Source organism: Azomonas agilis, assembly GCF_007830255.1.
GTDB classification, from domain to species: Bacteria; Pseudomonadota; Gammaproteobacteria; order Pseudomonadales; family Pseudomonadaceae; genus Azomonas; species Azomonas agilis.
This window is the reverse complement of the sequence record NZ_VLKG01000001.1, coordinates 44,838-69,508: the sequence shown is the minus strand read 5'-3', so window position 1 is coordinate 69,508 and position 24,671 is coordinate 44,838. Positions and strand designations below refer to the sequence as shown.

Here is a 24,671-nt window from a genome sequence, read left to right as displayed (position 1 = left end):
CAAGGTAGGTATTACTACAGAATCACGCCCCATCCTTTCGCATGGAGGGCGGTTGAGGGAGAGCGCCAATGAGCGGGCAACAACTGGCACAGGCATGGGCGGCGGTGCATCAGGGCGCGGCTGAGGCCATTGATTGGATTAGCGCAGTGCGTCCTACCGCCAAACGGCTGGACAACGAAGCCGAGGATTTAACCCTCAGCCTGCGCCGTATTCGTAATTTGTCGCGGCGTTTGGGTTCGGTGGCGGAAAGGCCGATGACGGTGGGCTTTTTTGGTTTGTCGCAGGCGGGCAAGTCTTACCTGATTTCCAGCTTGGCGGCGGGTGAAAACGGCAAGCTGGAAACCGATCTGGCCGGCAGTCGTCTGGATTTTATCGAGCACATAAATCCCTCCGGCGGCGGTAAAGAGGCCACGGGCTTGGTGACTCGCTTTAGCCGTACCGCGCAGCCGGGGCCGGGGGATTATCCGCTGGTACTCAAACTGTTCAGCGAGATTGAGCTGGCCAAAGTGCTGGCGAATGCCTTCTTCAACGACTTCGACCACAAAAAACTGCAATACAGCTTCCATGAGTCGGAGTTGCGCGCGCAATTGAGCCAACTGGCCGCACGCCGCTATGCCCAGCCCGTACCCGGTGTGACGGCGGATGACGTGGTGTCGCTGTGGGATTATTTGGAAGAAAGCTTCCCTGCGCTGATCCGTAGCCTGAACGGTTACTACTGGCCGCAGGCGGTGGAATTAGCGCCCTATCTGTCGCCGGAAGACCGCACCCAGCTGTTTGCCATTTTCTGGGGTGGGCTGGATGAGCTCAGCGAAAGTTATTTGGGCTTTGCCCGCACCCTGAGCGCTTTAGGCCACGCGGAACAGGTGTATGCGCCTTTGAGTGCGCTGGTGCATGCGCGGCCACAGGGTGGTTTTTCCCAGTCCGACAGCATCATGAACGTGGACATTCTGGAGCGCCTCGGTCAGCCCTCGGATCAACAAATCAAGGTGCGGCCTTGGCGTAACGGCGCGATTCAGCCGGAAGTCAGCCTGTCTTTGGCTCAGTTGGCCGCTCTGACTGTGGAGCTGGTGGTGCCCTTGGCTGAGCCGACCCGCGAGCCCTTATTCGAGCAGGTGGACTTGCTGGACTTCCCCGGTTATCGCGGGCGGGTGGGCGCGGAATCCATTGAGGATGTGCGGCGCAAGCTGGGCAGCGATGAAGTCAGTCCGGTGGCGCAGTTGCTGCTGCGCGGCAAGGTGGCCTATCTGTTTGAGCGCTACACCGACGCCCAAGAAATGAACGTGCTGATCGTCTGTACGCCATCCAACCGGCAATCGGACGTGACCAGCGTGGGGCCGGTGCTCAGTAAATGGATCGGCAAAACTCAGGGCGAAACGCCGGAGGAGCGGGCCAAACGCCGTTCCGGTTTGCTCTGGGCCATCACCATGTTCGATTTGCGGATCGGCAACGATCTCAACCAAAACGAAGACCTGTTGCGCCTCGGTTGGGGTGGGATGATGAAAGCCACCATGCTGGAGCGGTTCGGCCAGTACGACTGGTTGCAGGAATGGGTGGCCGGTCAGCCCTTTGCCAATACCTTCTTGGTGCGTAAACCGCGCATGAAGGGCGTGGCCTTCCTCAACCTGCAAGCCGATGGCGAGGAGTTGGGCTTCAACCCTGCCACCGAGCCGCAGTTAGGCTTAATCCGCCAGACCTTTATTGAGGATGCCACCGTCAACCGCCATATTGCCCAAGCGCCTCAGGCGTGGGATGCCATGTTGGCGTTGAATGATGGCGGTATGGGCCGGATCAGCGACTACTTGCAGCAAGTGGCGCGAGTCGAGGTGAAGCTGGAGCGCATCGCTGAGCAGCTTTCTGCCGTATTGCATCAACTGGAAAACCGCCTTGGCCATTGGTTCCATGCCGAGGGTGCAGGCGAGCTGGAGAAAAAACGCCGCATCGCCAAACAGATTTTTGAAGCGGTGTGGCCGCGCCGTCCGTTGTTGGGCGAGCTGATGCAGCGCATGCAACTGCCGGATGAGCGTCTGCGCGCCCTGTACCTGAGTGCCGATCAGGTGGAAGTCAGTGCGCCAAAACCCCAAACTGCGGAGCCTGCCGCCGCGCCCAGCTTGGCTCTGGATTTTGGTTCAGACCTGAGCAGCAGCTTCGATCCCTTTGCCGAACCTGCGCCCGTGGCCGCGATTAAACCTGCTGAGCCGAGCGCCCGAGGCAGCGATGCGCGCTTTGCCCAAGCGGTGCTGCGCGAGTGGATCAGCCATTTGCGCCACATCCCAGAGCAAACGGCGTTGGTGGGCTACTTGGGGATTTCCCGTGAGGCCATTGAAGCTCTGATGGATGAGCTGATCACCGCCAGCACGCGGGTGAGTCTGCAACAACGCCTGCTGGATGCAGTTGCCACCACCGAGCAAGTCGGCAGCAAACGCGAACAACTGGTGGGCCGCCAAGTGTTGAGTGCGCGCACCGTATTGGGCGATTTTATCGGCTGGCTGGGCATGGCCGAACAGCCCTTGACCGAGCGCCCCGACAGCCGTTTTGCGGCGGGCCAGAAGCTGTTTCAAACGCCAGCGCCCATTCCCTACGGTCAATTGCCGAAAATGGCCGCGCTGCCGCAAAACCACAGCGAGCGCTATTTGGCCGATTGGATGAGCGCCTTGATTCGTCTGGCGGAAGACAACGCCGGTCACAGCGCTGGCCGTGAAATCACTCCCGAACAAAATGAAGCCTTGGGCCGCGTCTTGGCCCGCTTTAAACAGGCACAGGTGGGCTAAGGATGTTAAAAGTTGAACTCGTCGCGGCGGGCAGCAAACCCGGCCATGCGTTACTCAATATCCAAGGTTGGACGGGCGATGCCGGCGCTTTGGAGCTGAGCATCCAGCGCAACCAAGACCAATACTATCTGGGCGATCAGGGCAGTTGGAGTGGCCAGCCGGTGTGGTTTGGCATCAGCCTCGACGCCCAAGCCGATGGCCCGAATTTGGTTGCCGAAGTCGGCCCTTGGCTGGTGGACGCGCTGCTCCTAGAGCCACAGATGGTCTATATGCTCTACCTGCGCCAAAACGCCCTGAACGATAAAGGCGTGCTGCGCTTGAAGGGCAATTTATTGTCGTCGCAGGCGGCGGGGCAGTCGTTGCATCAAGAAGCCCATCTCGACCGCACGCCCAAGCCCGCACCGAAACCGGAGCCGCTGCCCGAGCCTGCACCTGAACCCACGCCAGCGTCCAAGGAAGAACACTTCAGCGCCCAACGTGACGAAGCCGATGATCTGGCCGACGGCTCCAGCTTAGCCGCCGAGCCCCGCGAAACACGGCCAACTCCGCCGCCAAAGCCGCGTTCTAAAGCGTGGTTGTGGATTCTGCTGGGCCTGCTATTAGCAGGAGCCATTGGTGCGGGCGTTTGGTGGTGGTTGCAACAGCGGCCAGCCAAAACCGAGCCCACGCCTGAGCCGACTGCTAGCACTGAGCCTGCTCCGGCTTCCGCTCCAACCGTTTCGACGCCTACGGGTGAAGCCGCTTGCGCCACTGAAGCTTTGCAGCAAAACAGCGATGATCTGGCCTTTATTCGCGGTTGCTTGGACAGCAAGCCCAATGCGGAGCAAGTGCTGGCAGTGATTGAGCGCGCCAAAGCGGCCAAGCGTTGTAATGTGGTGCAGCGCCTCTACGCCTTCACTGCTCAGTCAGGCAATGCGGCGGTAGCGGTGGCCTATGCGGCGGAGTACGACCCTAAAACCTTTAAGGCCGAGGGTTGCATCAAATCGGCGGATAAGGAAACCGCTCAGTACTGGTACGAGCAAGCCTTGGTGGCCGACCCTAACAACGCACAGGCCCGTGAACGTCTGGAGGTGCTGAAAAAATGATTCGACCTCAGTTAATGCCCAGCCTCTTGGCCCTCAGTCTTGGCCTGATGAGCAGCCCGCTGTGGGCGGCAGACAAACCCTTGCTCCAAGCGGGTAAAAAGACCCTCTACCAACGGGTACTGACCACGCCCTCCTGCCAACTTACGGATACCCCCGCGCCGCAACCGGGCAAAGTGCAACCGGCTTTTACCCGCTTTTACGTCTACCAACGCCAAGGCAGCGGAGCAGAGGAGTGGTTGCAAGTCGGCCCCGACAGTTACGGCAAAACCCTCGGTTGGATCAAGGCCAGCTGCGCCGTGGATTGGAAGATGCAAATGACCTTGGCGCTGACCAATCCGGCGGGCCGCGATCCTTTGCTGTTCTTCAAGGATGAGGCCACCCTAGAAAAGGTCTTTGGTGCGAAAGATCCCGCCACCTTGCTCAAACCTATCCGCGCCAATCTGAGCAGCAAAGGCCAAGACCCCAACGTGCTGGCCCGTGAGCCCGATTACGCGGTGGATTTGGACAAAAACTTCTACCTGCTGCCGGTGTTGGAAGCCAAGGAAATCTTCACCGAAAAAGGCTTCCAAGTGCGGGTGTTGAACGTGGCTTCGGTGACGGCGAAGGATAAAGAAAGCCCCGCTAGAACCTCTGCCAAGCAAGAACAGCACATGCTGAAAGGCTTCTCGGCGGCGGTGGTGTTTGTCATCGACTCCACCATTTCCATGGGGCCCTACATCGACCGTACCCGCGAGGCAGTGCGCAAGGTCTACCAGCAGATCGAACAGGAAAAACTGGGCGATCAGGTGAAGTTTGGTCTGGTGGCTTTCCGCTCCAATACCAAGGAAGTGCCGGCGCTGGAATACGTCAGCAAGCTGTTTGTTGATCCTTCCAAGGTCAAGGGCGGCGACGACTTCTTGAACAAGGTTTCCAGCCTCAAGCAAGCCAGCGTGTCTTCGCCGCGTTTTGATGAGGATGCCTACGCCGGTGTGATGCAAGCGCTGGATCAGGTGGATTGGAACAACTTTGGCGCGCGCTATGTGGTGCTGATTACCGACGCCGGCGCTTTGGCGGGCGACGATCCACTGTCCTCCACCGGACTGAATGCCGATCAGGTGCGCCTTGAAGCCCAGTATCGCGGCGTGGCCATCTACGGCTTGCACCTGAAAACTCCCAGCGGCGCGAAAAACCACGACACCGCCGAAGCCCAATACCGCGACCTGACCCAAAATGCCTACCTGAACAAGCCGCTCTACTATCCGGTGAATGCGGGTGATGTAAACGAGTTCGGCCAAAAAGTGGATGCACTGGCCGAGGCCATCACCGCGCAGGTCAAAGCCGCATATAAGGGCGATATGGCGGCTGGCAGTGCCTTGGGCGCGGATGCTAATTACGCCAAAGCGGACGACAAAGGCAAAAAAGACCCGCTGCTGAAGGATGCTGAACTCTTGGGGCATGCCATGCGCTTGGCTTATTTGGGTGAGGTTTCGGGCAGCAGTGCGCCGCCGGTGTTTAAGGCCTGGATCAGCGACCGCGATCCGGTGCGCCAAAACGTGCCCACCACCGATGTGCGGGTGCTGCTGACCAAGGGCCAGCTCAGCGACCTAAGCGATGTAGTCAAGCAAATTGCCGATGCAGCCAACCAAGGTTTGATCTCGCCCTCGGATATGTTCGAGCGCCTGCGCTCCGTGGCCGCAACCATGGGCCAAGACCCCAACCAACTCAAGCAAAACAGCAAAGCCAGCTTGGGCCAAATGGGCTTGATGGCCGAGTATCTGGAGGGCTTGCCCTACAAGAGCGAAGTGCTGAGTCTGGACGAGGAAACCTGGAAGGGCATGGAGGGCTTGGAGCAGGAGAAATTCATCCGCCGCCTGAACACCAAACTCAAGTACTACCAGCGCTACAACGCCGACGTGGATCGTTGGGTGTCCTTGGCTCAAGGCAGCGACCCGCGTGACCATGTGTATCCGGTACCGCTGGAAGCCTTGCCATGACCACCCGTGCCGCACCCTTGCTGGAAATCCGCGATCTGGCGATTCACCGTGGCCAATGGCACATCCAGTTACCGGAGTTGCACTTGGCCAAAGGTGAGTTGAAAGCCATCACCGGAGCCAGCGGATGCGGCAAAAGTACCCTGCTGGAGTTGATTGGCTTGGTGCTCAAGCCGGAGCAGTTGGGTTGCTACCGTTTGGGCCAGCAGGACATCGGTCAATGGCTGCAAGCGGACGACCAAGCGCGCTTGGCAGACACCCGCGCCCAGCAGTTGGGCTTTGTACTGCAAAGCGGCGGCCTGCTGCCATTTTTGAGTGTGCAGCAGAACATCCAGCTGCCTCGGCGCATGCTGGGTTTGCCGCTACACAGCGATGCGGTGGCCCAAGCGGTTGATTGCTTGGGGCTCAAGCCGTTGCTGCATCAACAGCCGTCCCAGCTGTCCATCGGTGAGCGGCAGCGGGTGGCCTTTGTGCGCGCCATCGCCCACGAACCCGCCTTACTGTTGGCCGATGAACCCACGGCGGCCCTTGATCCGCCTCAAGCGCGGCGTTTGCTGGAGCTGATGATCGAGCTGGTGCAGGGCTTGAACATGGCCGCCTTGCTGGTCAGCCACGATTGGGCGCTGGTGCAGGACTGCGGCCTGTCGCGTTTGGCCGCGCAAACCACTGCCGGAGGAAGCTGTTTTGTCCCCTGTTAACGCCCGCCCCGGTATGGGCCTGCTGACTGACTTGGCCCTGCGCGACCTCTGGCACGACCGCAAACTTTCATTGTGCATTGTGGCTTCCTTGGTGGCAGTGATTGCGCCCCTGCTGTTGTTGTTTGGCCTCAAATACGGCGTGGTTTCTCAACTACGGGATGCCTTGCTCAAAGACTCTTACACCCTTGAAGTGCGGATGCTCGGCAATGGCCAACTGTCCCAAGCCTGGCTAAATGAACTGGCGGCCCAGCCGGGTGCGGCCTTTGTCGTGCCGCTCACCCGCTCTTTGAACACCCAAGCTGATTTGGTGTGGGACAGCCAGCGCTTTGTAGCCAATGCCGAGATGATCCCCAGTGCTGTCGGTGATCCTTTGCTGGGCACTGTGCCGCCGCCGACGCAGGCCAATCAAGTTGTACTCAGTGCCAGCGCCGCGCAAAAACTAGGCGTGCAGAAGGGCAGTACATTCAAGCTGGTGGTGATGCGCCAACTCAGTGGCCAACACGAGCGCGGCCAGTTAGAAGTCGAGGTCATCGGCATCCTTCCACCTGAAGCCTTTAGCCGTCCCGCCGCTTTGGTGCATTTGGATTTGCTGCTGGCAATGGAGGATTTCCGTGATGGTTTCCGTGTGCCTATGTTGGGCTTGGAAACCGGAACCCTGCGCCCCGACACGCCCCGTCAGTATGCGCGGGCTCGTCTGTATGCCAAGGATTTGGATCAGGTCTCGGTACTGGCTGATTGGCTGAGTGCGCGCCAGATTGAAAGCAGCACCAAGCTGCGGGAAATCGAATCGGTAAAGGCCATCAACCGTGTTTTGGGCTTGATCTTCGCCGTGATCGCTTGGACGGCGGCCATTGGCTGTGCGGCTTCGCTGATGGGCGCATTCTTGGCCAACATCGAGCGCAAGCGGCGCGACTTGGCCTTGCTGCAACTCTTGGGCTTTCGGCGCTCGGCGATGGGCTGCTATATCATGCTGCAAGCCTTGTTGCTAACGGCTTTAGCCTTTGCTCTTGGCTATGGCTTGTATGCGGTGGGTAGTTGGATTTTTAACCAAAGCTTGGCGGTGTCGCTATCGGATACTGCCTTTGTGTGTCGTTTGGAGCCCGTGCATTTGGCTTTGGCCTTAGGTTCAACCTTGGCCTTAGCAGCCTTGGTGGCTGCGTTGGGCAGTTGGCGGGCGTTACAGATTCAACCGGCGGAGACCCTGCGCGATGTATAAACAGACCCTTTTGACTGTACTGCTGCTCAGCAGCCTGTCAGCGCAGGCGGCGTGGGAGGAGAAACTCTATAACCCCAAGCCTCAAGCGGACGATGTGATTTTGCCCATGCCCTGTGACGGAGCGATGGTGTTTCGTAAGGTGCAGATTCCGGTGGCTGATCCGCTGGGCGATTACCCCGTAACCTTGGGTCAAAACTCGGATGATTGGGGCTATTTAGAGCAAACCTATCCGACCCACATTGCCGGCAGTTTTACGGTGAAAAAACCGGAACCGGGCCGTTATTACTTGATGGCTAAGTACGAACTCAGCCAATTGCAATATCAAGCGCTTACCGCCAGTACCTGCCCGAATCCCAATATGGGCTTGCGCCTGCCGCAAACCCAAGTCAGTTGGTTTGAGGCCATGCAAGCCGCTGATCGCTACAACCGTTGGTTGCGCCAGAATGCTTTGGCTAAGTTGCCGAAAGAGGATGGCGTGGCCGGTTTTGTGCGTCTCCCCACCGAGGCTGAATGGGAGTTTGCCGCGCGGGGCGGCTTGGCGGTGTCCAATGCCGAATTTCGAGACCTGCGCTTCCCCATGCCCGATGGTTTGAATGCCTATGCTTGGTTTGCCGGTTCCCAATCGGCCAATGGCAAACTGCAACTCACCGGTTTGCTGGAGCCTAACCCGCTGGGGTTGCACGATATTTTGGGCAATGCCGATGAGATGCTGTTTGAGCCCTTCCGCCTGAACAAGCTGGATCGGCAGCACGGGCAAGCAGGCGGCTACATTGTGCGCGGTGGCAACTACCTTACGCCCCAAGCTGAATTGCGTACCGCCCTGCGCCAAGAGCAGCCTTACTACAGCGCTAACGGAGCCGAAGCTACCGCCCTGAAAACTGGGGGTGCGCGGTTGGCCTTAGTGGCTCCCACCCTGACCTCCCGTGACCGCATCCAGAGCATTGAGCAAGAGTGGAAGACACTCGGCAGTCAAACCAAGGCGGGTGGAGCCGCCCCCGCTGCTCCAGAGGCCCAGATTGCCTCCATTGCTAACCGCACCGAAGATGAGGCGCTGAAAAAACAATTGGAGCAACTGCGCAACGATCTACGCGCCAACACCCAAGCCCGCGACGAGCAGCGTGATCAAGCCATCCGCTCCGAGCTGCAATTGGGCGCTTTTCTCTGCACCAAACTCAAGGATGACGGCGAGTTTTTAGACATGCTGGACGCTAACTATCAGCGTAGCTGTGCCGCCGGTGGCACCGACCTTTCGGCGGATCGCTGTAAGTCTCGAAATGAGCAGCTTGAGAGCCATCGCAAGGTACTGGATTTCCTGTTGAGTTATTATGCCGATACGGTGGTCAGCGCCTCGCTCAACTACAGCGAACAACTGATCGCGCCGCAGGTCAATACTGTAACCCAGCAGTTCGAGGCGCGGGGTAAGAGCAATCTGCGCCAATACCTCGATACCCACTGGCGTAACCTCAAAGGCTATATGGGCAATGGTAAGGTGTCCCGAACCCAGTGGCTGAACTCTTGTAAATCTATTAAAGCCGGGTAATTGAAACCTATGACAGCATGGTACCGCTTGGGTGTGTGGACTGTGGCATTGGCTTTGTTGTCAGGCTGCCAGACAACTGGAGGTTATGGTCAGCAAGCCGATCCGCGTTTGACCAACAGCAACTCAGCCCAGTTCTTTAGTACCTCAGGGATGCAAGCCTGCGCTCTGGGCGGTGGTGCGGGGGCTTTGCTGTGTATTTTGGGCGATGCGGATAATAAGAAAACCTGCATGTTGGCCGCCGCCGCCATTGGTTGTGGCGTGGGCATGGGGGCGAACTACTATCTGGATCAACGCCGCAGCCAGTACGCCAATGCTGAGCAGCGTCTGGATGCCACCATTGCTGATGTGCGCAAAGACAATATGCAGTTGCAGCAGTTGACCCAGACCGCTCGCGCGGTGATGGCGGACGATCAACGCAAACTGGCGCAAATTCAAAACGACATGGCCAGTAAGCGATTACAGGTAGCCCAAGCGCGCCAACAATTGGCCACTGTGGATGCTAATGCGGCGTTTTTGCGCAAAACCCTGGCCGATACCCGCAAACGCCAGCAAGAATGGCAGCAAGTGGCCGAGGTTGAGCGGCGTAACGGAGGTGGAGCCCGAGTGGATACCCTGAATGCCGAAATTTACAGCATGCAGCGCCAAATCAATCAGTTGGAGTCGGAAATGGAGCAACTTTATCGGCAGCGTTCTGCCATTCGGTTGGGTTGATATGTACGCTCGGGCTTTAATGGTATTGCTGGCTCTGAGTGTGGGCGCGTGCTCGGTGACTCCGGCGGAGTGCGATCCGCGTAACGCCGATATAGGCTTTATCACCAAATTTAATTGCTCTTCCCAAGGGGTTTACGACCAGCGAGTGGAGCAAAAGCAGCGCACGTTGCAACAGGAGCAGCAGGCCAACCAACTGTTCCGAGATACCTACCGCGCTATTGAGCAACAGCAGTGGGCGGTGAGTCAGGATTTGGCTACCCAGCAGCGCCAATCCGCCGAATTGAACCGCTCCCTGAGTGCTTTATTAGCCGACTTGAAACGCCGAGCTGCCAACAATCAAAAGGCCCAAAAAGAAATTGCCGGGTTAGAGCAGCAAATGAAAAACGTCAACCAGCAACAAAATGCCTCAGTGATGCAAAAGCAGGTGCAGTTGCAACAGTTGCGCACGCGCTTGAGCGAATTAGAAGGCGATTTGGGTCTGCGTTAGGCTGAAGGATACCAACATGAAACGAGTCGCCCGCCAGCCTGCTGAAGGTCAGCCCCAAGTCAGCGAAGCCTTAGCCGGATACACTGAGCTGGAGTCTTTGCTGCGCCGCCATCTGTCTCCCAGCACCGCAGCGCTGTTTGCCCGCCCTAAGCAAACCGAGGGCGGTATTATCGAATGGTATTCGGATCTGGATGGCCAGCCCGTACCCTTCAATCAGCTAAATAAAGCCGATGCTGAAGCGCTGCAAAACAATGTGCAGGAGCGTTTAACCTCCATTGAACAACTGGCGACTCAGTTACAAACCCAAGGTGAGGAGGGTGCACGTCAGGCGGCTTTATTGCGTCAGGCGGCGGCTTATCCAGATCTTAAGAACCTGTACTCGCTCAATGGCCAGCCCTTAGTAACCTTTTGGGGCGGTGGGAAACCACCTGTGCCTCCCATACCTCCTGCGGCGGTTGCCGGTGCTGGAGTTGCGGGAGCGGCTGCTTTAGGTACGGGTGCCGCCGCAGCCGCTCCGATAGCAGCGGCTACTGCGGGTCGGCGCATTTGGCCTTGGTTGTTGGCGCTGTTGCTGTTAGCCGGTTTAGGCGCGGGTCTTTGGTGGTGGTGGAATCAACAGCAGCAGCCGGAGCCGCCTGTTGTGCCGCCTGTCCCCGAGGTGAAGCCCGAGGAGCCGAAGCCGGAAGTAAAACCCGAAGAGCCCAAGCCTGAACCGGAGCCGGTTAAGGAAGAAGAGCCGAAAAAAGAAGAACCCAAGGCCGAGGAGCCTAAGCCCGAACCCGAGCCTGAGCCCAAGGTTGAGGAAAAAGTGCCTGAAAAAGCTCCAGAGCCTGAGCCTGTGAAACCCGTGGTTCCGGTGAAACCTGTGGAAGTGCCTAAGCCTGCTGTCGTACCTCCTGCCCCTAAGCCCGAGCCTGTGAAACCAGAACCTCCGAAACCCGCTCCACCGCCCAAGCCCGTTCCACCGCCGCCACCCAGCCCGATTGAACAACTGGAAAAACGGGTACAGGCTGCTGGCAATCAGTGCGACAACTTGCAACGTCTGCTGCAAGACCCCTTACTGCAACGTCCTGAAGGCAAAGCGGTGGACATTAAAGCCGATATTCAGCGCACCTTGGCCAGCCGCTGCCGTGAGCAAATGATCACCAACGCCAAAAACCTCTGTCCCAACGAGCGCCCCAAAGAAGTAGCTCCCGAATTGGTAATTGTGTTCGATGCTTCTGGCTCTATGGATCTGAGCATGTTAGCTACGGAGCAGGAAATTGATCGTGCCCTGATGACTCAGGGGGTAACGGATTTTGCAGCACGCCTCATTTTAGGCGGCAACCCCGGTATCGACACTACCGGACATCTATACCGCGAGCCCAAACGCATCACCGTGGCCAAGCAAGCCACTACCGCCGTAGTACAGCAACTGCCCTCTGACGTGAATGCCGGTTTGGTGTTGGTCGAGCGTTGCGATCGGGCGCGCAGTGTTGGCTTCTTCTCAGCGGCTCAACGCGGCCAAATGCTGGGTAATTTGCAGCGTATTCAGCCGGTAGATGGCACTCCGCTGGCCGATGGCATTGCCAAAGCTGGGCAAATGGTGGATGGCGTGAATCGAGAATCGGTGATTTTGGTGGTCTCGGACGGTAAAGAAAGTTGCCATGAAGACCCCTGCGCCGTAGCCCGTGATCTAGCGCGGCGTAAACCGCACCTTAAAATCAATGTGGTGGACATTCTGGGTACAGGAGCGGGTAACTGCTTAGCTCAGGCTACCGGAGGGCGTGTATTTACCGCCCGCAACATGAACGAGTTAAACTTTATGACCACACAGGCTGCGCGCGATGTACTGCCGCCAGCCCATTGTCGTCCTTGATTTGAAGCTCACTCATGCCTGTAGATGCAACGACAGCGGCGCGCGCCCAACAGCTGCGCCGCGAACTGGAAACCCATAACCACCGCTACTACGTGCTGGACGAACCCAGCATCCCTGATGCCGAATACGACCGGCTGTTTCGCGAACTACAGGCACTGGAAGCCGAATACCCTGAACTGCTCACCTCGGACTCACCAACCCAGCGTGTGGGCGGCGAGGCCCTAGAGGCCTTTGGTCAGATTCAACACCGCGTGCCGATGCTCAGCTTGGGCAATGCCTTCAGCGAGCAAGATTTGTGGGACTTCGATCGCCGTATCCGCGAGGCTTTAGAGCAACCCCAAGCGCGATTGGCCTACTGCTGCGAGCCGAAACTGGACGGCTTGGCCGTCAATCTGCGCTACGAGCAGGGTGTGCTAGTGTCTGGGGCTACCCGTGGCAATGGAGCCGTGGGTGAGGACATTAGCCTCAACCTGCGCACTATTAAAAACATCCCGTTGCGTCTGCACGGCCAGGATTGGCCGGAAGTGCTGGAGGTGCGCGGCGAAGTCTATATGCCCAAAGCGGGTTTTGAAGCCTTAAATGCCCGCCAGCTTGAAGCCGGGGCCAAGCCCTTTGCCAATCCGCGCAATGCGGCGGCGGGCAGCTTGCGCCAGTTGGATTCACGCATCACCGCCACTCGGCCTTTAGCGTTTTGCAGCTACGGCATTGGTGAAGTGGTAGGCGATCTGCCTGATACTCAAACCGCTGTGCTACAGGCGCTCAAAAGCTGGGGTTTGCCCATCAGCCCGGAACAGCGTTTAGTTGAGGGAGCAGAAGGGTGCTTGGCCTATTACCAAGACATCGCTGCCCGCCGCGATCAACTGCCTTACGAAATTGACGGTGTGGTGTTCAAACTGAACGCCTTGGCCGATCAGCAGACTTTAGGCTTTCGTGCCCGTGAGCCGCGCTGGGCTATTGCCCATAAGTTCCCTGCCCAAGAAGCCGTCACCGAATTGCTGGATGTGGAATTCCAAGTGGGTCGTACCGGAGCCATTACCCCGGTAGCGCGCTTGCAGCCGGTAGCAGTAGGCGGGGTGATGGTCTCCAACGCCAGCCTGCACAATATGGACGAGGTGGCGCGGCTGGATATCCGCATCGGTGATCAGGTGATTCTGCGTCGTGCCGGGGATGTAATTCCGCAGATCTTGGGCATTGTGCCGGAGCAGCGGCCCGCCGAGGCACGTCCGGTCGCGATTCCGGAAGTCTGTCCCGTATGTGGTGCTCAGGTGGAGCGCACCCGTTTAACCCGCCACAGCAAAGGCAGCGAAAGCCAAACCGAGGGCGCAATTTACCGTTGCGTGGGTCGTCTGGCCTGTCAGGCGCAGGTACAGCAGGCCATCATCCACTTTGTATCGCGCAAAGCCATGGACATTGAGGGTTTGGGCGAGAAAATTGTGGAGCAGTTGGTGGCGCAATCCCTAATTCGTTCGCCTGCCGATCTTTACGCCCTGACTTACGAGCAAATCATCGTCCTTGAAGGCTTTGCTGAAGTCTCCACTCGCAATCTGTTGGCAGCCATTGAGGCCAGTAAGCAACCGAGCTTGGCGCGCTTTATTTATGCCCTCGGCATCCCCGAAGTGGGTGAAGAAACCGCCCGCCGTTTGGCCTTGGCGTTGGGCTCTTTGGCGCGGATTCGTCAGGCACTGCCGGAGGTGCTGTTGTGGCTTCCTGATGTGGGCTTAGAGGTGGCGGGGGAGATTCACCACTTCTTCCAAGACGCACACAATCAGCAGGTATTGGAGCGCTTAGCGGCTTTAGGTGTGCAAGCGCAGGAGGAGGGAGTTCTGCATTCGGATTTTTCCGCCTGCGCTACCTTGGCCGAGTTGTTGGAGCGTCTGAATATCCCCGGTATTGCCCGTACAGGCGCACAAAAACTGGCCAGCCACTTCAAAACCCTAGAGGCGCTGATAACCGCTGATTGGCTGGAGTTAGCTGGGGTTAAAGGCGTGAACGAAAAAGCCCGCCGCAGTTTGTCGGAGTATTTTAGCCACGCTGAGCGTCAAAAGTACGCCTTAGCCCTTGAAGCTCAGTTGCGGGACTTTGGTATGCACTGGGACTCGCCCAAAGCCCAGAATACTGCTTTACCCTTGGCAGGTCAGACGTGGGTATTAACAGGCACGCTTAGTAGCCTGACACGCCCACAAGCCAAAGCTCGATTGGAACAGCTCGGAGCTAAGGTTGCCGGTTCAGTGTCGGCTAAGACCCACTGTGTCGTGGCCGGAGCTGAGGCCGGTTCAAAATTAGATAAAGCGCAAGACTTAGGCATTAGTGTGCTGGACGAGGCGGCTTTTTTAGCCTACTTAGCTCAGCTTGAAACACAATAATAACAGTGGGATGGTGACTTCCATGCAAGTTGGATCGGTAGGCTGGAACCTAGGATATAAGGTATTAGCAGTGGCGTTGGCGATGCTGGCCTTTGCCGGTAATTCACTGCTGTGCCGTCTGGCCTTAAAAAGTACCGGCATGGATGCCACCAGTTTTACCAGTATACGTTTAGTGGCAGGAGCCTTGGTGCTGTGGCTGATTTTGCGTTGGCGGCAGACGCACTCTACAGCAACGGAAGCAGCGGGTGACTGGTGTTCAGCAGCGGCGTTGTTTGTGTATGCCGCTGGATTTTCTTGGGCTTATGTCAGCCTATCGGCGGCCACAGGAGCCCTGCTGTTATTTGGGGCGGTTCAAGTCACCATGATGGGCTGGGCCTTGTATCGAGGGGAGCCTTTTAAAACCCTACAATGGTTCGGTTTACTGCTGGCCTGTGCGGGTTTGGTGGTGATGTTATTGCCCGGTGCCGAAACTCCTTCTTGGCCGATGGCCTTACTGATGCTGTTGGCGGGAGCTGCTTGGGGTATTTACTCACTGCGCGGTGCGCGCTCAAAGGATTTTATGGCCGCCACCGCCGGGAATTTCTGGCGTGCTAGCGTATTAGCGCTGGTGCTGACCTTAGTGATTATGCCCACCCTGCGTTTGAATCTGACGGGCGTGCTGTATGCCGTATTAGCTGGAGCGGTGGCATCGGGGGTCGGTTATGCGCTTTGGTACAGCGTAATGGGGCAAATATCCACCACCACTGCGGCCAGTGTGCAATTGACCGTACCGGTTATTGCAGCGCTGGGTGCAGTGCTTTGGTTGGGAGAGCCTCTGACTGAGCGTCTGTTCTGGTGCGCTTTGGCTGTTTTAGGCGGTGTAGCCTTGGTGATACAGGCTAAACCAGCGTGTGCTTAATATCAAAATAGTTATCTGGCTGAGGAGAAGCGGCATGTTGCAACGCCTGTTGTGGGCAGGAATGGCGGCCTGTGTGTTGGTTTTGATGGGCTGTGCGCACAGCCCGCAGCAACTGGACCCTATTCCTAAGCTGAAAGGGCCAATCACCCCCGTAGGTCAGGGACAGCCTGTGGTGGTGCAGATCGTGGACAATCGGCCATCCCCAGTGTTGGGAACCCGAGGTGGTTTGTATCCTGAAACCAGCGCAGTAACTGTACCTGCGGAGCGCTTGCGGGCGCGTTTACAGTCTGAAACTGAGGCAGGAGTGCGTTTGATGGGTTTTACTCCAGCATCCGGCCCGCAGAATATCCCGCACCTCACCCTGACGGTGGCGGAGTTGAAGTATCAATCACCCAAGGACTCGGTATACGTCACTGAGGCGGTGATTCGTGCCACCTTGTTGGTTGAGGTGCGGGTAGCTAATCGCTCCTATAACGGACGTTACTCAGCGACTTTGGATCAGAAGTTTGGCATGGCGCCTAACGAGCAAACCAATAATGAGCTGGTTAGCGAAGTGTTAAGCGATGTGCTTAGCCGCGTGTTCAAGGATCAGGGCATTGGTCAACTGATGTTAGGGCGTTAAAGGCAAAGGAGGGCAGCTTTGCGCTGCCCTTGGAGAATCGGCGGCTTAGAGCGCTCGTCCTGCGGCCAAACGATACTGATTGCGTACCGGCATGGCGTACTGCTGAATCAGGTAGGGACGTTGCTCTTCTGGGCAGGCTTCTAAGCGTTTTTCCCAAGTTTCTTGAGCTTGGTGAATCTCAGAGCCTTTAAATAGCTGATCGAGGGCTGGAATCCCCAAGTCCGTCTCGCGCTGATCCCACTGGGCATAAGCTAAGTAATGCACCGGAAATAGGCGATAGCTGGATAAAATCTGCCGATCCAGCTGATTGGCCAGTTGCTTAGCTTCTTCCGGGGAGTGGCTCACAGGCGTGCCAAAGTGAATGTGTACCCGTCCCTTGTAGCCGGTGATGCCTTTGGCAATGCTGTTGTCATCCTCGCCCGGAACCTTGGTATAGCTGCCGGTTTGGGCACGAATGCACAGCTCCCGTGCTTTAGCTTGGTCGCAGGGATCGTACTCATAGCTGATGGAGACCGGCACAATGTGCAGCTCCTGCATCACCTGAGCGAAGGACTCATCCTTGCGGCTCATATGCAGCATTTTTAGGATGGCTGAATCGGTACGGTCATCCCCATCCTTAGCACGTCCTTCCGCCTGTGCAATCCAGATGGAGTGCTGATCTTTAATCAGCGAGTGATTGATGTAGGCTGACAGTAGCTGATAAGCCGCCAGTTTCTCACGCCGTCCTGTTAGCGAGCGATGTACGATAAAACTCTTATTCAGACGCATCAGATCGCTGACAAAGGGCTTTTGCAGCAGGTTGTCACCGATGGCAATGCGTGGTGTAGGGAGCTTGGCGTGGAAGAGCACATAGTTGACGAAGGCCGGATCCATCACAATGTCGCGGTGATTGGATAAAAACAGATAAGCCTGCCCCGCGCTCAGGTGCTCTAATCCGGAGTAACTGATGCCATCGGTGGCCTGTTCCACGGTGTAGTCTACATAGAGCTCGATTTTCTTTTGCAGGGCATCAACCGTGTTAATGCCGGCAAATTCGCGACGTAAGCGCCAAGCAATCAGGGGGCGCAGGGCCCAATCTGCATATGGAGCCAGTCGGGGAAAGCGAAAATGCGCCAGAGTGTTCAAAAGCTCTGAGTCATTGAGCAGTCGCTGTAGCACGGGGGTTACTTCAGCGTCGGAATAAGGGCGGATGGCTTCGAAGGCGTCCATCAGGTTCTCGGTCGGCAAGGGGGTTCAGGGCGGGAAAGCTGCGAATTATAAAGCGAACTGTCTTGAGGGAAACTAAAGGTTGCAAATTCTTTGCAGGCTTTGCCTAGGGAATGAATGAGGCCCCTATCTGTCTATGTATCAGTGCTCTTTGACGGTAGTGCTTGAGGACTGGCTTTAGCATAATCGGCCCGCATTCAGGAGAGGTTATTATGTACCAACGCAGTTCTATGGGGATCGTCGCCGTATCGGTGATGCTGTCGGCCTGTCAGCCAGTGAATACAACCGAAGGCGGAGCCCTCGGTGTGCATCGGGAACAGTACATGTTCAGCATGCTGTCCGAGGCACAGGTGAATCAGATGTATGCTCAATCCTATCAAGAGACCCTAACCACCGCCGCCAAAGAAGGAGTGTTAGAGCAAAGTGGAACCGTAAATCAGCGCATTCAAGGCATTGCCAAGCGCTTGATTGCCCAAGTAGGCGTGTTTCGTCAGGACGCTTTGAGCTGGAATTGGGAAGTCAACGTCATTGACAGCGATGAGCTAAACGCCAACTGTGGGCCGGGTGGGAAAATTATTTTCTACACCGGACTGATCAACAAACTCAAATTGACCGACGACGAAATTGCCGCCGTGATGGGGCATGAAATCGCCCACGCCCTACGCGAGCACGGGCGTGAGGCTATGTCGAAAGCCTATGGCGTGCAAATGGCCACGCAAGTGGGCACTGCATTTGGCTTTGGTGCGGGGGCGGATCTGGCAAATACAGGCGTTAAGTACCTGATGACGCTGCCTAACAGTCGGCAGAATGAAAACGAAGCGGACTTGATTGGCCTAGAACTCGCCGCCCGCGCTGGATACAACCCCAACGCAGCCCTCACCTTATGGCAAAAAATGAGTGCTGCAGGAGGTAATCCGCCGGAGTTTTTGAGTACCCATCCAGCCCCTAGCAACCGTATGGCGGCGCTACAGGCGGCAATCCCTAAGGTCATGCCGCTGTATGAGCAGGCCAAAGCCCGCCGTTAGGCGGCTGCTGTGGCTACAGCGCCCATAGTCCATGCCTCGTAGGCCGCGTACAAAGCCAAAAGACCAAAGGCAGCGGCTGCGAGGCGACGGATCAGATCAAGGGGTAAACGCTCGGCGGCAAAGTTGCCGATCAGTACCACGGGAACGTTGGCTAACAGCATGCCCACTGTGGTGCCTAAAATAACCAGCACAAAGGCATCGTATTGGGCCGCCAGCATCACCGTAGCTACTTGGGTCTTATCGCCCATTTCCGCCATAAAAAAAGCAATCAGGGTGGCGACGAAGGGGCCAAAGTTTTTGGCCGTGTTGCCCTCATCATCGTCCAATTTATCCGGAATCAGCGTCCAAAGAGCCACTGCAGCGAAGGAGCCTGCCAGCAGCCAAGTCAGGGTTTGGGGAGAGAATAAACCGGCCACCCAACTGCCTAAAGCACCGGCGGCAAAGTGATTGGCTAGGGTGGCTACTAAAATACCGAGAATAATGGGCCAAGGTTTGCGGTAACGGGCCGCCAATACCAGAGCCAATAATTGGGTTTTGTCGCCGATCTCAGCTAAAGCGACGATCAGCGTAGGGATAAAGAAGGCTTCCACGGGATTTCCTGAAGGGCGGGAATAGCGACATGACACACAAACCTGCCCGCCCTCGGTTCAGGTTTTGTGCGTCATGAGTCTTGTCAGGCCGCTTTAGGTAGGGCCGCCACTGCCAGAGTCGTTGGACTCAGCCTGTTGACAGGGGCCGGACAGCGAAGCTGGCCGAGACTACTCCCTCAGGACGAGCGCAGTGTGCCCAAGCTCCGTACTTGATGCAAGCCTTGATTACGGGCGGCGTGCTTCATAGATACGAAATCCTTGTTGCTCAGCCAAAATACGACAAGGGCCAAGGTGTTGCTCAATCAGCTCGGGGTAGCGCAGGAAGCTGTTAGCCACCAGACGTAATACGCCCCCCGGTTTTAAATGCTGTTTGGCTTCCCGGATTAGGCGCTCTGTAGCTTGGTAATCCGTATGCACTCCTTGGTGGAAGGGTGGATTGGTGATGATGGCGGCAAGATTGGTAGGTGCGTCGGCGAGACTGTCTCCAGCGATCACCTCGGCGCTTAGTTGATTAGCCGCTAAGGTGAGATGGCTGCTCTCCAGTGCAAAGGCATCCACATCCAATAAGTGCAGATGATTGTGCGGATAACTTTGTTTGAGGGCTGCGCCTAATACGCCGGCTCCACAGCCATAGTCCAGCCAATCGCCTTGGGGCAGATCTTCGAGGTGTTGTAATAGCAAAGCCGTGCCTACATCCAAACGCCCATGACTGAAGACACCGGGCAGACTGCGCACCGATAAAGCGCCCTGTGCTAAAGCCACTGTGAAAGTGTGAGGCTCTAACACCGGTTCAGGCGCAGAAGTCACCCGCACTTGCCAGAGTTGGCAGTGGCGGGCGCTGTCCAATTTGCGAGGCTGTCCGAAGATACTGAGCTGTTTAGCAGCCCGCTCAACACCGGCTCGTTTTTCGCCGACTAAATACAGTGGCTTGTCCGGTACTTGGTGGGCCAAAGCCTGCAGCAAATATTCGGTGAGTTCGCGGGATTTAGGCAAAAACAGCACCGCTGCTGCCCAATCTGCTCTGGGTGGCTGAATACCAAAATGGCTGCGTTGGGCATAGGCCGTATTCAGCCAACGGTATTCACCGGCATGCCAACTCCAACCGATGGCTTGAGGTAACTCATCGAGCAGCGCATCAGCCGGTAATCCAGCCAGTAACAGGGGGCCAGTAAATAACTCCGATTGGCGTAATAACACTTGGCTTTGGGGGTGCATAAAGCCTCTTGAATACAGGGTTTTAAGGCGCTTTGGGGCGGGCAGCGCTGTATTGGCTCAACTGGTAGTGGAGCAGATCAGAAGTATCAACCCGCTGATTCTGTTTGGCGGCCAAATAGTGTTGAGTAAAGGCATCCAACCATAGATTCAGGGCTTGGGCAGTTTCTGGCTCTTGGGCCAGCTCCAAGCACACTGCAGCTACTTCCGCCGTACACAGATGCTCCTCACGGGTGGAGCGCCGCAGCCGATAGCGAGACAGTTGCTCCGGCTGGATGCTGAGCACGGGAAAGCCATCCAAATAGGGACTTTTGCGGAAAATTTTCCGCGCCTCGGTCCAAGTGGCATCCAGTAAAATAAACAGCGGGCGTTTTCCCGAGGGTAGCGATACATGGCTGATCACGCGCTCAGGGGCGGCGTATTCTCCGGGGAAAACCACCAATGGTTGCCAGCGCGGATCTTTGAGCAGAGCCAGTAATTGAGGATCAGTTTCCGTGCGTTGCCAGCCAAAAGCCCAGGTATCGGGGATAATATCCGCAATCAGCCAGCCAGTATTGCTAGGCTTAAGGGGTTCGGTATCGTGCATCAGCAGACAAACACCGGCTTGGCTGCTGATCCTAGGTTGCCAAGCGCACACACAGTAGGCGCGTGAGACACGGCAGCGGGGGCAGCGTTCAACGCGGGCTCCACGGGCTAAAAAAGGCTTAAGGCTGCGTGCCAGACGTTGGTCACGCAAGCGAGCTACGGCATGGGGCATGTACACTGAAACCGGAACAGGGCAGATCAGTCTAACAGTCTGTCTTGATAACCGACAGAAGAGGCCGTCAGGCTAGGTGATGCTAAGAGGATATTTAATGAAACGGCTATGGGTGTTGTGTGTACTCTGTTTCTTCAGTCTGAGTGTTCAGGCTGCTTCCTTAAAGGATCATGAGTTGAACCTGTTACTTAAACAGGTTGCTAAGGAAAGCAGTGCGGGAACACCACGAGCCATCAACGAAAATTTATTGGATCAGGGCTATGATGTGGACGGTACTGAGCTGATTAACTACATCAGTGTGCAGCCTCATCATGCGGCGATGATGCGCGATAATCCTAAGCTGGTGCGTGCACAACTGCATGACAGCGTGTGTGCCAATCAAGGCTTTCGGAAATTGATGAGCGATGGCGCTACCCTGCGCTATGACTTTAGCGAATACAAAACCAACAGGCCCATCGCGGTCGAGCGGTTTACGGCTAAGTCCTGCGCTGGCAAAAAATAGCCGGTTGATTTAGCAATCCCCGCTTCCGTTGAGGCGGGGATTAACAGCCTATCAGTGCTGTTTTTCTTCTTCCGACTCCGACATTGCTTGGATTTGCTCGGATAGGTTCTCATCCAGCATGCTGCGGAACTGTTCTACAAATTTAGCCAATAACTCTTCTTTGACTTGGTCGGGGTTGGGTAGACCTTCAATTTCAGCGCTGAAAATCGCGCCCAAGCGGGTGACGGTCTCATAAGCGGTAAAGCGAGCGACCGCGTAACGGAAGGCGCTGGCCACTTCTTCCAGAGTTTTTTCCTCTTCTTCCAGTTGACGGTTGGCGACTTCAATAAACTGATTCGCCAAGTCAAAAAAGGAGCTGACTTCTTCTTCGGCTGGGTTGGTGGCGGACATAATGAAAATCCTGTGCGAGAGGTAAGGAGCAATACCGATACGAGCGGTATTTCATAGGGGTATTTTGTACCCAATAGCACAAATTATAGCGGGAATGATGAGGTTCTGGGTAAGGCAGCGGCCCGTATGCGGGTTAGCATACGGGCGCAGAGGCAGTTGCTGCTTATTGGACGGTCAAGTGTTTGGCCTGAGGTGTGGATTTCTTCGGTAGGCTCAGCTCCAGTACGCCGTCGGAGAATTTGGCGGTAGCGTGGACATCGTCAATGTCGTGACTCAGTTGGAAGCTGCGAGATACCTGCCCGAAGTACCGCTCGGTACGCAGGATACGTTCACCCTCTTTCACTTCTTTTTCCTGCTTACGTTCGGCGCTGATGGCGACCATAGGGCCGTCGATCTGCACATGAATATCTTCTTTTTTCACACCGGGGAGTTCGGCGTGTATGTGATACATTTCGGCATCTTCCTTGACATCCAGCCGAATAGGGGGCGCAGCATCGCCAGCACCGCCGAATTCAACGGGGCGTACAAAAAAACCACGGAAGAACTCGTCGAAAGGATCGCGGCGAGTAATGTTGCTCATGTCCATTCTCCTATCTTGCCTTGTATGTGGTAGAGCCATTTTTATAGGGGCTCACTGCTTATATAGGCGCGTAATCCTGAAGCTTCAAGGGATGGATTGATTAATTTTTGCTCAGTAGATGGGCGGTAGTGATAGAGCCTTTCTACTCAGCTTAGCTGTCTGTCGTGTGTACGCCGCTCAGGAAATGGATTTAATCGGGATGCTGCCCACCAGCGGTAAACTCAGCACATGGCCACGAATTTTGCCTATGACGTGCATTTCGCAGGCTTTGCAGTCGAACTTCAGGGTTAATACCTCATCCTGATGTACCAATTGCATCGGTGTTGGACGGATTTTCTGGCCGCCTTCCTTAGCCTGTTTGGGGCACAGATTGAAGGCAAAACGCAGGCAATGCTTGGTGATCATCACCGGGATTTCGCCGGTTTCTTGCTGGGCTTCGTAAGCAGCGTCGATCAATTGCACGCCGTAACGCTGGTAAAAAGCGCGGGCTTTTTCGTTGTACACATTAGCCAAAAAGCTCAGATGCGATTCGGGGTAAACCGGTGGCGGTACGCTGACCGGCTTGCGTATGCTTCGTGGATGGCTGGCCAAACGCGCTGCGGTTAAGGCTTCAATGGCTTCGCGGCGCAGGGCTTTCAGTTGGGAGTTGGGTAGGAAGAAGGCTTCCGGTGCATCAATAGACACCGCTTCTGCATGGTAAATTGTGGTACCGAGTTGGCTTAGAGTATCGGTGAGCTGGGCTGGGAGTTGCTCCGGTTTTTTGGCCGGTTCAAAGGGGCCGGTGAGGCTAGCATGAGCGGAAATACCTTCCTCACTAATGGCAGTGATGGATAAGGACTCACGGCTCAATGTGACCTGCCAACGCACAGCAATCCGCCGCTCTGCTGAGGTTTTCAGCAGTGCCTGCTGCCAGTTGTGATCCAAATTGCGGTTCAGGGTTTGGGGTAGGCGAAGCTGTTTAAGCTCAGGCGGCATCTCGTGGGGTTGGATGCGGTATTGCCAGCGGGTTTGGCCCTCTTGCACCGATTGGCTGAGCAGTTCTACCACACTGGCCCGAAAACCCACCAATTCGCGCTGGTGCAGCAGGTTTAAGCCATCGCCATTGCTGAGTGGCTCGAAGGTGTTGGCGATCAGGTCACGCTTATTGATTTTCACCACTTCACCGACGGCTAATCCGGTGAACTTGGGCGAGTCAAAAGCCCCGATATCGGCATGACGGTCATTGACGAAATAATCCGTACTGCCACGGTTAAAGGTCTTGTCAGGGTTGGGGATGAAGAAATGCTCGGTACGGCCACTGGAGGTACGGGCCAAGTCAGGGCGCTGATTCAAAACCTCATCCAGCAATTGCCGGTAATGGGCGGTGATGTTTTTTACATAGGCCATATCTTTGTAGCGGCCTTCGATTTTGAATGAGCGCACGCCTGCATCCACAAGGGCTCGCAGGTTGTTGCTTTGATTGTTGTCCTTCAAGGACAGCAGGTGCTTATCAAAGGCCACGACTTGGCCTTGATCGTCCTTTAGGGTGTAGGGCAGGCGACAGGCTTGGGAGCATTCACCTCGGTTGGCACTGCGGCCCGTGTGGGCGTGGGAGATATAGCACTGCCCGGAATAGGCCACACAGAGCGCGCCGTGGATGAAAAATTCAATCGTAGCCTCTACTCGGCTGCTGATGGCGTGGATTTGCTCCAAACTCAGCTCGCGGGCCAATACCAGTTGGGAGAAGCCCACTTGGTCGAGGAACTGGGCTTTCTCCAAAGTGCGAATATCGCATTGGGTGCTGGCGTGGATTTCCAGCGGCGGAATATCTAACTCCAAAATACCCATGTCCTGCACGATCAGCGCGTCGATTCCGGCTTCGTACAGTTGCCCGATCAGTTGGCGGGCTTCCTCTAACTCGTGGTCGTGGAGGATGGTATTCAGGGTGACGAAGATCCGCGCTCGGTACTGATGGGCAAAATTCACCAACTCGGCGATATCGGCTACGCTGTTACCGGCATTATGCCGCGCCCCAAAGCTAGGGCCACCGATATAGACAGCATCGGCTCCATGCAGAATCGCTTCCCGGCCAATGCTGGCATCGCGGGCGGGGCTGAGTAGTTCCAGAAGGCGCTTGGATTGGGGCATGGTTTGGAGGCTGGTACAGAGGGAAGGTACGCCATTGTAGCGGCCCAAGATCTGTTTGATAGCTGC

21 protein-coding genes are annotated in these 24,671 nt (G+C 56.4%); 14 read left to right on the top strand and 7 right to left on the bottom strand.

From position 1 onward, the window contains the following. Positions 1-68: 68 nt before the first annotated feature. Genes LX59_RS00305 through LX59_RS00250 form a run of 12 tightly spaced genes read left to right on the top strand, consistent with a single transcriptional unit; the run spans position 69 to position 16,216 of the window. Complete coding sequence (locus LX59_RS00305; protein WP_144569853.1) at positions 69-2,768, top strand: putative virulence factor; 2,700 nt, start codon at positions 69-71, stop codon at positions 2,766-2,768. A 2-nt stretch (positions 2,769-2,770) separates the two neighbouring features. After that, positions 2,771-3,853, top strand: coding sequence for a hypothetical protein (locus LX59_RS00300; protein ID WP_144569852.1), 1,083 nt, complete (start codon positions 2,771-2,773; stop codon positions 3,851-3,853). After that, positions 3,850-5,826, top strand: coding sequence for a vWA domain-containing protein (locus LX59_RS00295; RefSeq protein ID WP_144569851.1), 1,977 nt, complete (start codon positions 3,850-3,852; stop codon positions 5,824-5,826). Before LX59_RS00300 ends, LX59_RS00295 begins: the two co-directional genes overlap by 4 nt. A 17-nt stretch (positions 5,827-5,843) precedes the next feature. Then, positions 5,844-6,521 (top strand): ABC transporter ATP-binding protein, encoded by a 678-nt coding sequence (locus tag LX59_RS00290; protein ID WP_144570222.1) that lies wholly within the window; start codon positions 5,844-5,846, stop codon positions 6,519-6,521. A 13-nt stretch (positions 6,522-6,534) separates the two neighbouring features. Next, entirely contained in the window at positions 6,535-7,737 is a 1,203-nt protein-coding gene (locus tag LX59_RS00285; RefSeq protein ID WP_144570223.1) for an ABC transporter permease, read from the top strand. Next, positions 7,730-9,277, top strand: coding sequence for a formylglycine-generating enzyme family protein (locus LX59_RS00280; protein ID WP_211354796.1), 1,548 nt, complete (start codon positions 7,730-7,732; stop codon positions 9,275-9,277). Before LX59_RS00285 ends, LX59_RS00280 begins: the two co-directional genes overlap by 8 nt. Before the next feature lie 9 nt (positions 9,278-9,286). Continuing rightward, positions 9,287-9,988 (top strand): hypothetical protein, encoded by a 702-nt coding sequence (locus tag LX59_RS00275; protein WP_144569850.1) that lies wholly within the window; start codon positions 9,287-9,289, stop codon positions 9,986-9,988. A gap of 1 nt (position 9,989) precedes the next feature. Continuing rightward, positions 9,990-10,475, top strand: a complete 486-nt coding sequence (locus LX59_RS00270; protein WP_144569849.1) for a hypothetical protein — start codon at positions 9,990-9,992, stop codon at positions 10,473-10,475. 16 nt (positions 10,476-10,491) lie between these two features. Next, positions 10,492-12,333: a VWA domain-containing protein gene (locus LX59_RS00265; protein ID WP_144569848.1), complete on the top strand. Its 1,842-nt coding sequence runs from the start codon at positions 10,492-10,494 to the stop codon at positions 12,331-12,333. Positions 12,334-12,347: 14 nt separating this feature from the next. Continuing rightward, complete coding sequence (gene ligA / locus LX59_RS00260; RefSeq protein WP_144569847.1) at positions 12,348-14,696, top strand: NAD-dependent DNA ligase LigA; 2,349 nt, start codon at positions 12,348-12,350, stop codon at positions 14,694-14,696. 22 nt (positions 14,697-14,718) lie between these two features. Continuing rightward, positions 14,719-15,594: a DMT family transporter gene (locus tag LX59_RS00255; RefSeq protein WP_144569846.1), complete on the top strand. Its 876-nt coding sequence runs from the start codon at positions 14,719-14,721 to the stop codon at positions 15,592-15,594. A 34-nt stretch (positions 15,595-15,628) separates the two neighbouring features. After that, positions 15,629-16,216: a YajG family lipoprotein gene (locus LX59_RS00250; RefSeq protein ID WP_144569845.1), complete on the top strand. Its 588-nt coding sequence runs from the start codon at positions 15,629-15,631 to the stop codon at positions 16,214-16,216. Between the two features lie 45 nt (positions 16,217-16,261). Here LX59_RS00250 and LX59_RS00245 read toward each other — a convergent pair whose 3' ends face one another. Then, positions 16,262-17,425 (bottom strand): 1-acyl-sn-glycerol-3-phosphate acyltransferase, encoded by a 1,164-nt coding sequence (locus tag LX59_RS00245; protein WP_211354795.1) that lies wholly within the window; start codon positions 17,423-17,425, stop codon positions 16,262-16,264. A 209-nt stretch (positions 17,426-17,634) separates the two neighbouring features. On the opposite strand from LX59_RS00245, the gene LX59_RS00240 reads away from it, so the two are divergent. Then, the gene (locus LX59_RS00240) at positions 17,635-18,447 is read left to right on the top strand and encodes a M48 family metallopeptidase (RefSeq protein ID WP_144569844.1); all 813 of its coding nucleotides are present in this window, start codon (positions 17,635-17,637) and stop codon (positions 18,445-18,447) included. Here LX59_RS00240 and LX59_RS00235 read toward each other — a convergent pair. The 3 genes from LX59_RS00235 to LX59_RS00225 all read right to left on the bottom strand — a co-directional run bounded on the left by LX59_RS00235 (position 18,444) and on the right by LX59_RS00225 (position 21,006). Next, positions 18,444-19,037, bottom strand: a complete 594-nt coding sequence (locus tag LX59_RS00235; RefSeq protein ID WP_144569843.1) for a TMEM165/GDT1 family protein — start codon at positions 19,035-19,037, stop codon at positions 18,444-18,446. The two genes, LX59_RS00240 and LX59_RS00235, sit on opposite strands and share 4 nt — an antisense overlap. A gap of 225 nt (positions 19,038-19,262) precedes the next feature. Further along, the gene (locus LX59_RS00230) at positions 19,263-20,252 is read right to left on the bottom strand and encodes a methyltransferase (protein ID WP_144569842.1); all 990 of its coding nucleotides are present in this window, start codon (positions 20,250-20,252) and stop codon (positions 19,263-19,265) included. Positions 20,253-20,274: 22 nt separating this feature from the next. Continuing rightward, positions 20,275-21,006 (bottom strand): tRNA-uridine aminocarboxypropyltransferase, encoded by a 732-nt coding sequence (locus LX59_RS00225; protein WP_144569841.1) that lies wholly within the window; start codon positions 21,004-21,006, stop codon positions 20,275-20,277. 97 nt (positions 21,007-21,103) lie between these two features. Here LX59_RS00225 and LX59_RS00220 point away from each other — a divergent pair, with 97 nt between their 5' ends. After that, complete coding sequence (locus tag LX59_RS00220; protein WP_144569840.1) at positions 21,104-21,508, top strand: PA3611 family quorum-sensing-regulated virulence factor; 405 nt, start codon at positions 21,104-21,106, stop codon at positions 21,506-21,508. A gap of 51 nt (positions 21,509-21,559) precedes the next feature. On the opposite strand, the gene LX59_RS00215 is transcribed toward LX59_RS00220, so the two are convergent. The 3 genes from LX59_RS00215 to LX59_RS00205 form a co-directional block, all read right to left on the bottom strand. Beyond that, positions 21,560-21,898: a DUF3144 domain-containing protein gene (locus tag LX59_RS00215; RefSeq protein WP_144569839.1), complete on the bottom strand. Its 339-nt coding sequence runs from the start codon at positions 21,896-21,898 to the stop codon at positions 21,560-21,562. Positions 21,899-22,061: 163 nt separating this feature from the next. Continuing rightward, the gene (locus LX59_RS00210) at positions 22,062-22,478 is read right to left on the bottom strand and encodes an Hsp20/alpha crystallin family protein (protein ID WP_144569838.1); all 417 of its coding nucleotides are present in this window, start codon (positions 22,476-22,478) and stop codon (positions 22,062-22,064) included. 177 nt (positions 22,479-22,655) lie between these two features. Beyond that, the gene (locus LX59_RS00205; protein WP_144569837.1) at positions 22,656-24,605 is read right to left on the bottom strand and encodes a peptidase U32 family protein; all 1,950 of its coding nucleotides are present in this window, start codon (positions 24,603-24,605) and stop codon (positions 22,656-22,658) included. Positions 24,606-24,671 lie beyond the last annotated feature (66 nt).

What these genes read in the sequence shown, in the direction of transcription:
- LX59_RS00305 (WP_144569853.1), top strand. Translation starts at nt 69, where the DNA reads ATGAGCGGGCAACAACTGGCACAGGCATGGGCGGCGGTGCATCAGGGC.
- LX59_RS00300 (WP_144569852.1), top strand. Translation starts at nt 2,771, where the DNA reads ATGTTAAAAGTTGAACTCGTCGCGGCGGGCAGCAAACCCGGCCATGCG.
- LX59_RS00295 (WP_144569851.1), top strand. Translation starts at nt 3,850, where the DNA reads ATGATTCGACCTCAGTTAATGCCCAGCCTCTTGGCCCTCAGTCTTGGC.
- LX59_RS00285 (WP_144570223.1), top strand. Translation starts at nt 6,535, where the DNA reads ATGGGCCTGCTGACTGACTTGGCCCTGCGCGACCTCTGGCACGACCGC.
- LX59_RS00280 (WP_211354796.1), top strand. Translation starts at nt 7,730, where the DNA reads ATGTATAAACAGACCCTTTTGACTGTACTGCTGCTCAGCAGCCTGTCA.
- LX59_RS00275 (WP_144569850.1), top strand. Translation starts at nt 9,287, where the DNA reads ATGACAGCATGGTACCGCTTGGGTGTGTGGACTGTGGCATTGGCTTTG.
- LX59_RS00270 (WP_144569849.1), top strand. Translation starts at nt 9,990, where the DNA reads ATGTACGCTCGGGCTTTAATGGTATTGCTGGCTCTGAGTGTGGGCGCG.
- LX59_RS00265 (WP_144569848.1), top strand. Translation starts at nt 10,492, where the DNA reads ATGAAACGAGTCGCCCGCCAGCCTGCTGAAGGTCAGCCCCAAGTCAGC.
- ligA (WP_144569847.1), top strand. Translation starts at nt 12,348, where the DNA reads ATGCCTGTAGATGCAACGACAGCGGCGCGCGCCCAACAGCTGCGCCGC.
- LX59_RS00255 (WP_144569846.1), top strand. Translation starts at nt 14,719, where the DNA reads ATGCAAGTTGGATCGGTAGGCTGGAACCTAGGATATAAGGTATTAGCA.
- LX59_RS00250 (WP_144569845.1), top strand. Translation starts at nt 15,629, where the DNA reads ATGTTGCAACGCCTGTTGTGGGCAGGAATGGCGGCCTGTGTGTTGGTT.
- LX59_RS00245 (WP_211354795.1), bottom strand. Translation starts at nt 17,425, where the DNA reads ATGGACGCCTTCGAAGCCATCCGCCCTTATTCCGACGCTGAAGTAACC.
- LX59_RS00240 (WP_144569844.1), top strand. Translation starts at nt 17,635, where the DNA reads ATGTACCAACGCAGTTCTATGGGGATCGTCGCCGTATCGGTGATGCTG.
- LX59_RS00230 (WP_144569842.1), bottom strand. Translation starts at nt 20,252, where the DNA reads ATGCACCCCCAAAGCCAAGTGTTATTACGCCAATCGGAGTTATTTACT.
- LX59_RS00225 (WP_144569841.1), bottom strand. Translation starts at nt 21,006, where the DNA reads ATGCCCCATGCCGTAGCTCGCTTGCGTGACCAACGTCTGGCACGCAGC.
- LX59_RS00220 (WP_144569840.1), top strand. Translation starts at nt 21,104, where the DNA reads ATGAAACGGCTATGGGTGTTGTGTGTACTCTGTTTCTTCAGTCTGAGT.
- LX59_RS00215 (WP_144569839.1), bottom strand. Translation starts at nt 21,898, where the DNA reads ATGTCCGCCACCAACCCAGCCGAAGAAGAAGTCAGCTCCTTTTTTGAC.
- LX59_RS00210 (WP_144569838.1), bottom strand. Translation starts at nt 22,478, where the DNA reads ATGAGCAACATTACTCGCCGCGATCCTTTCGACGAGTTCTTCCGTGGT.
- LX59_RS00205 (WP_144569837.1), bottom strand. Translation starts at nt 24,605, where the DNA reads ATGCCCCAATCCAAGCGCCTTCTGGAACTACTCAGCCCCGCCCGCGAT.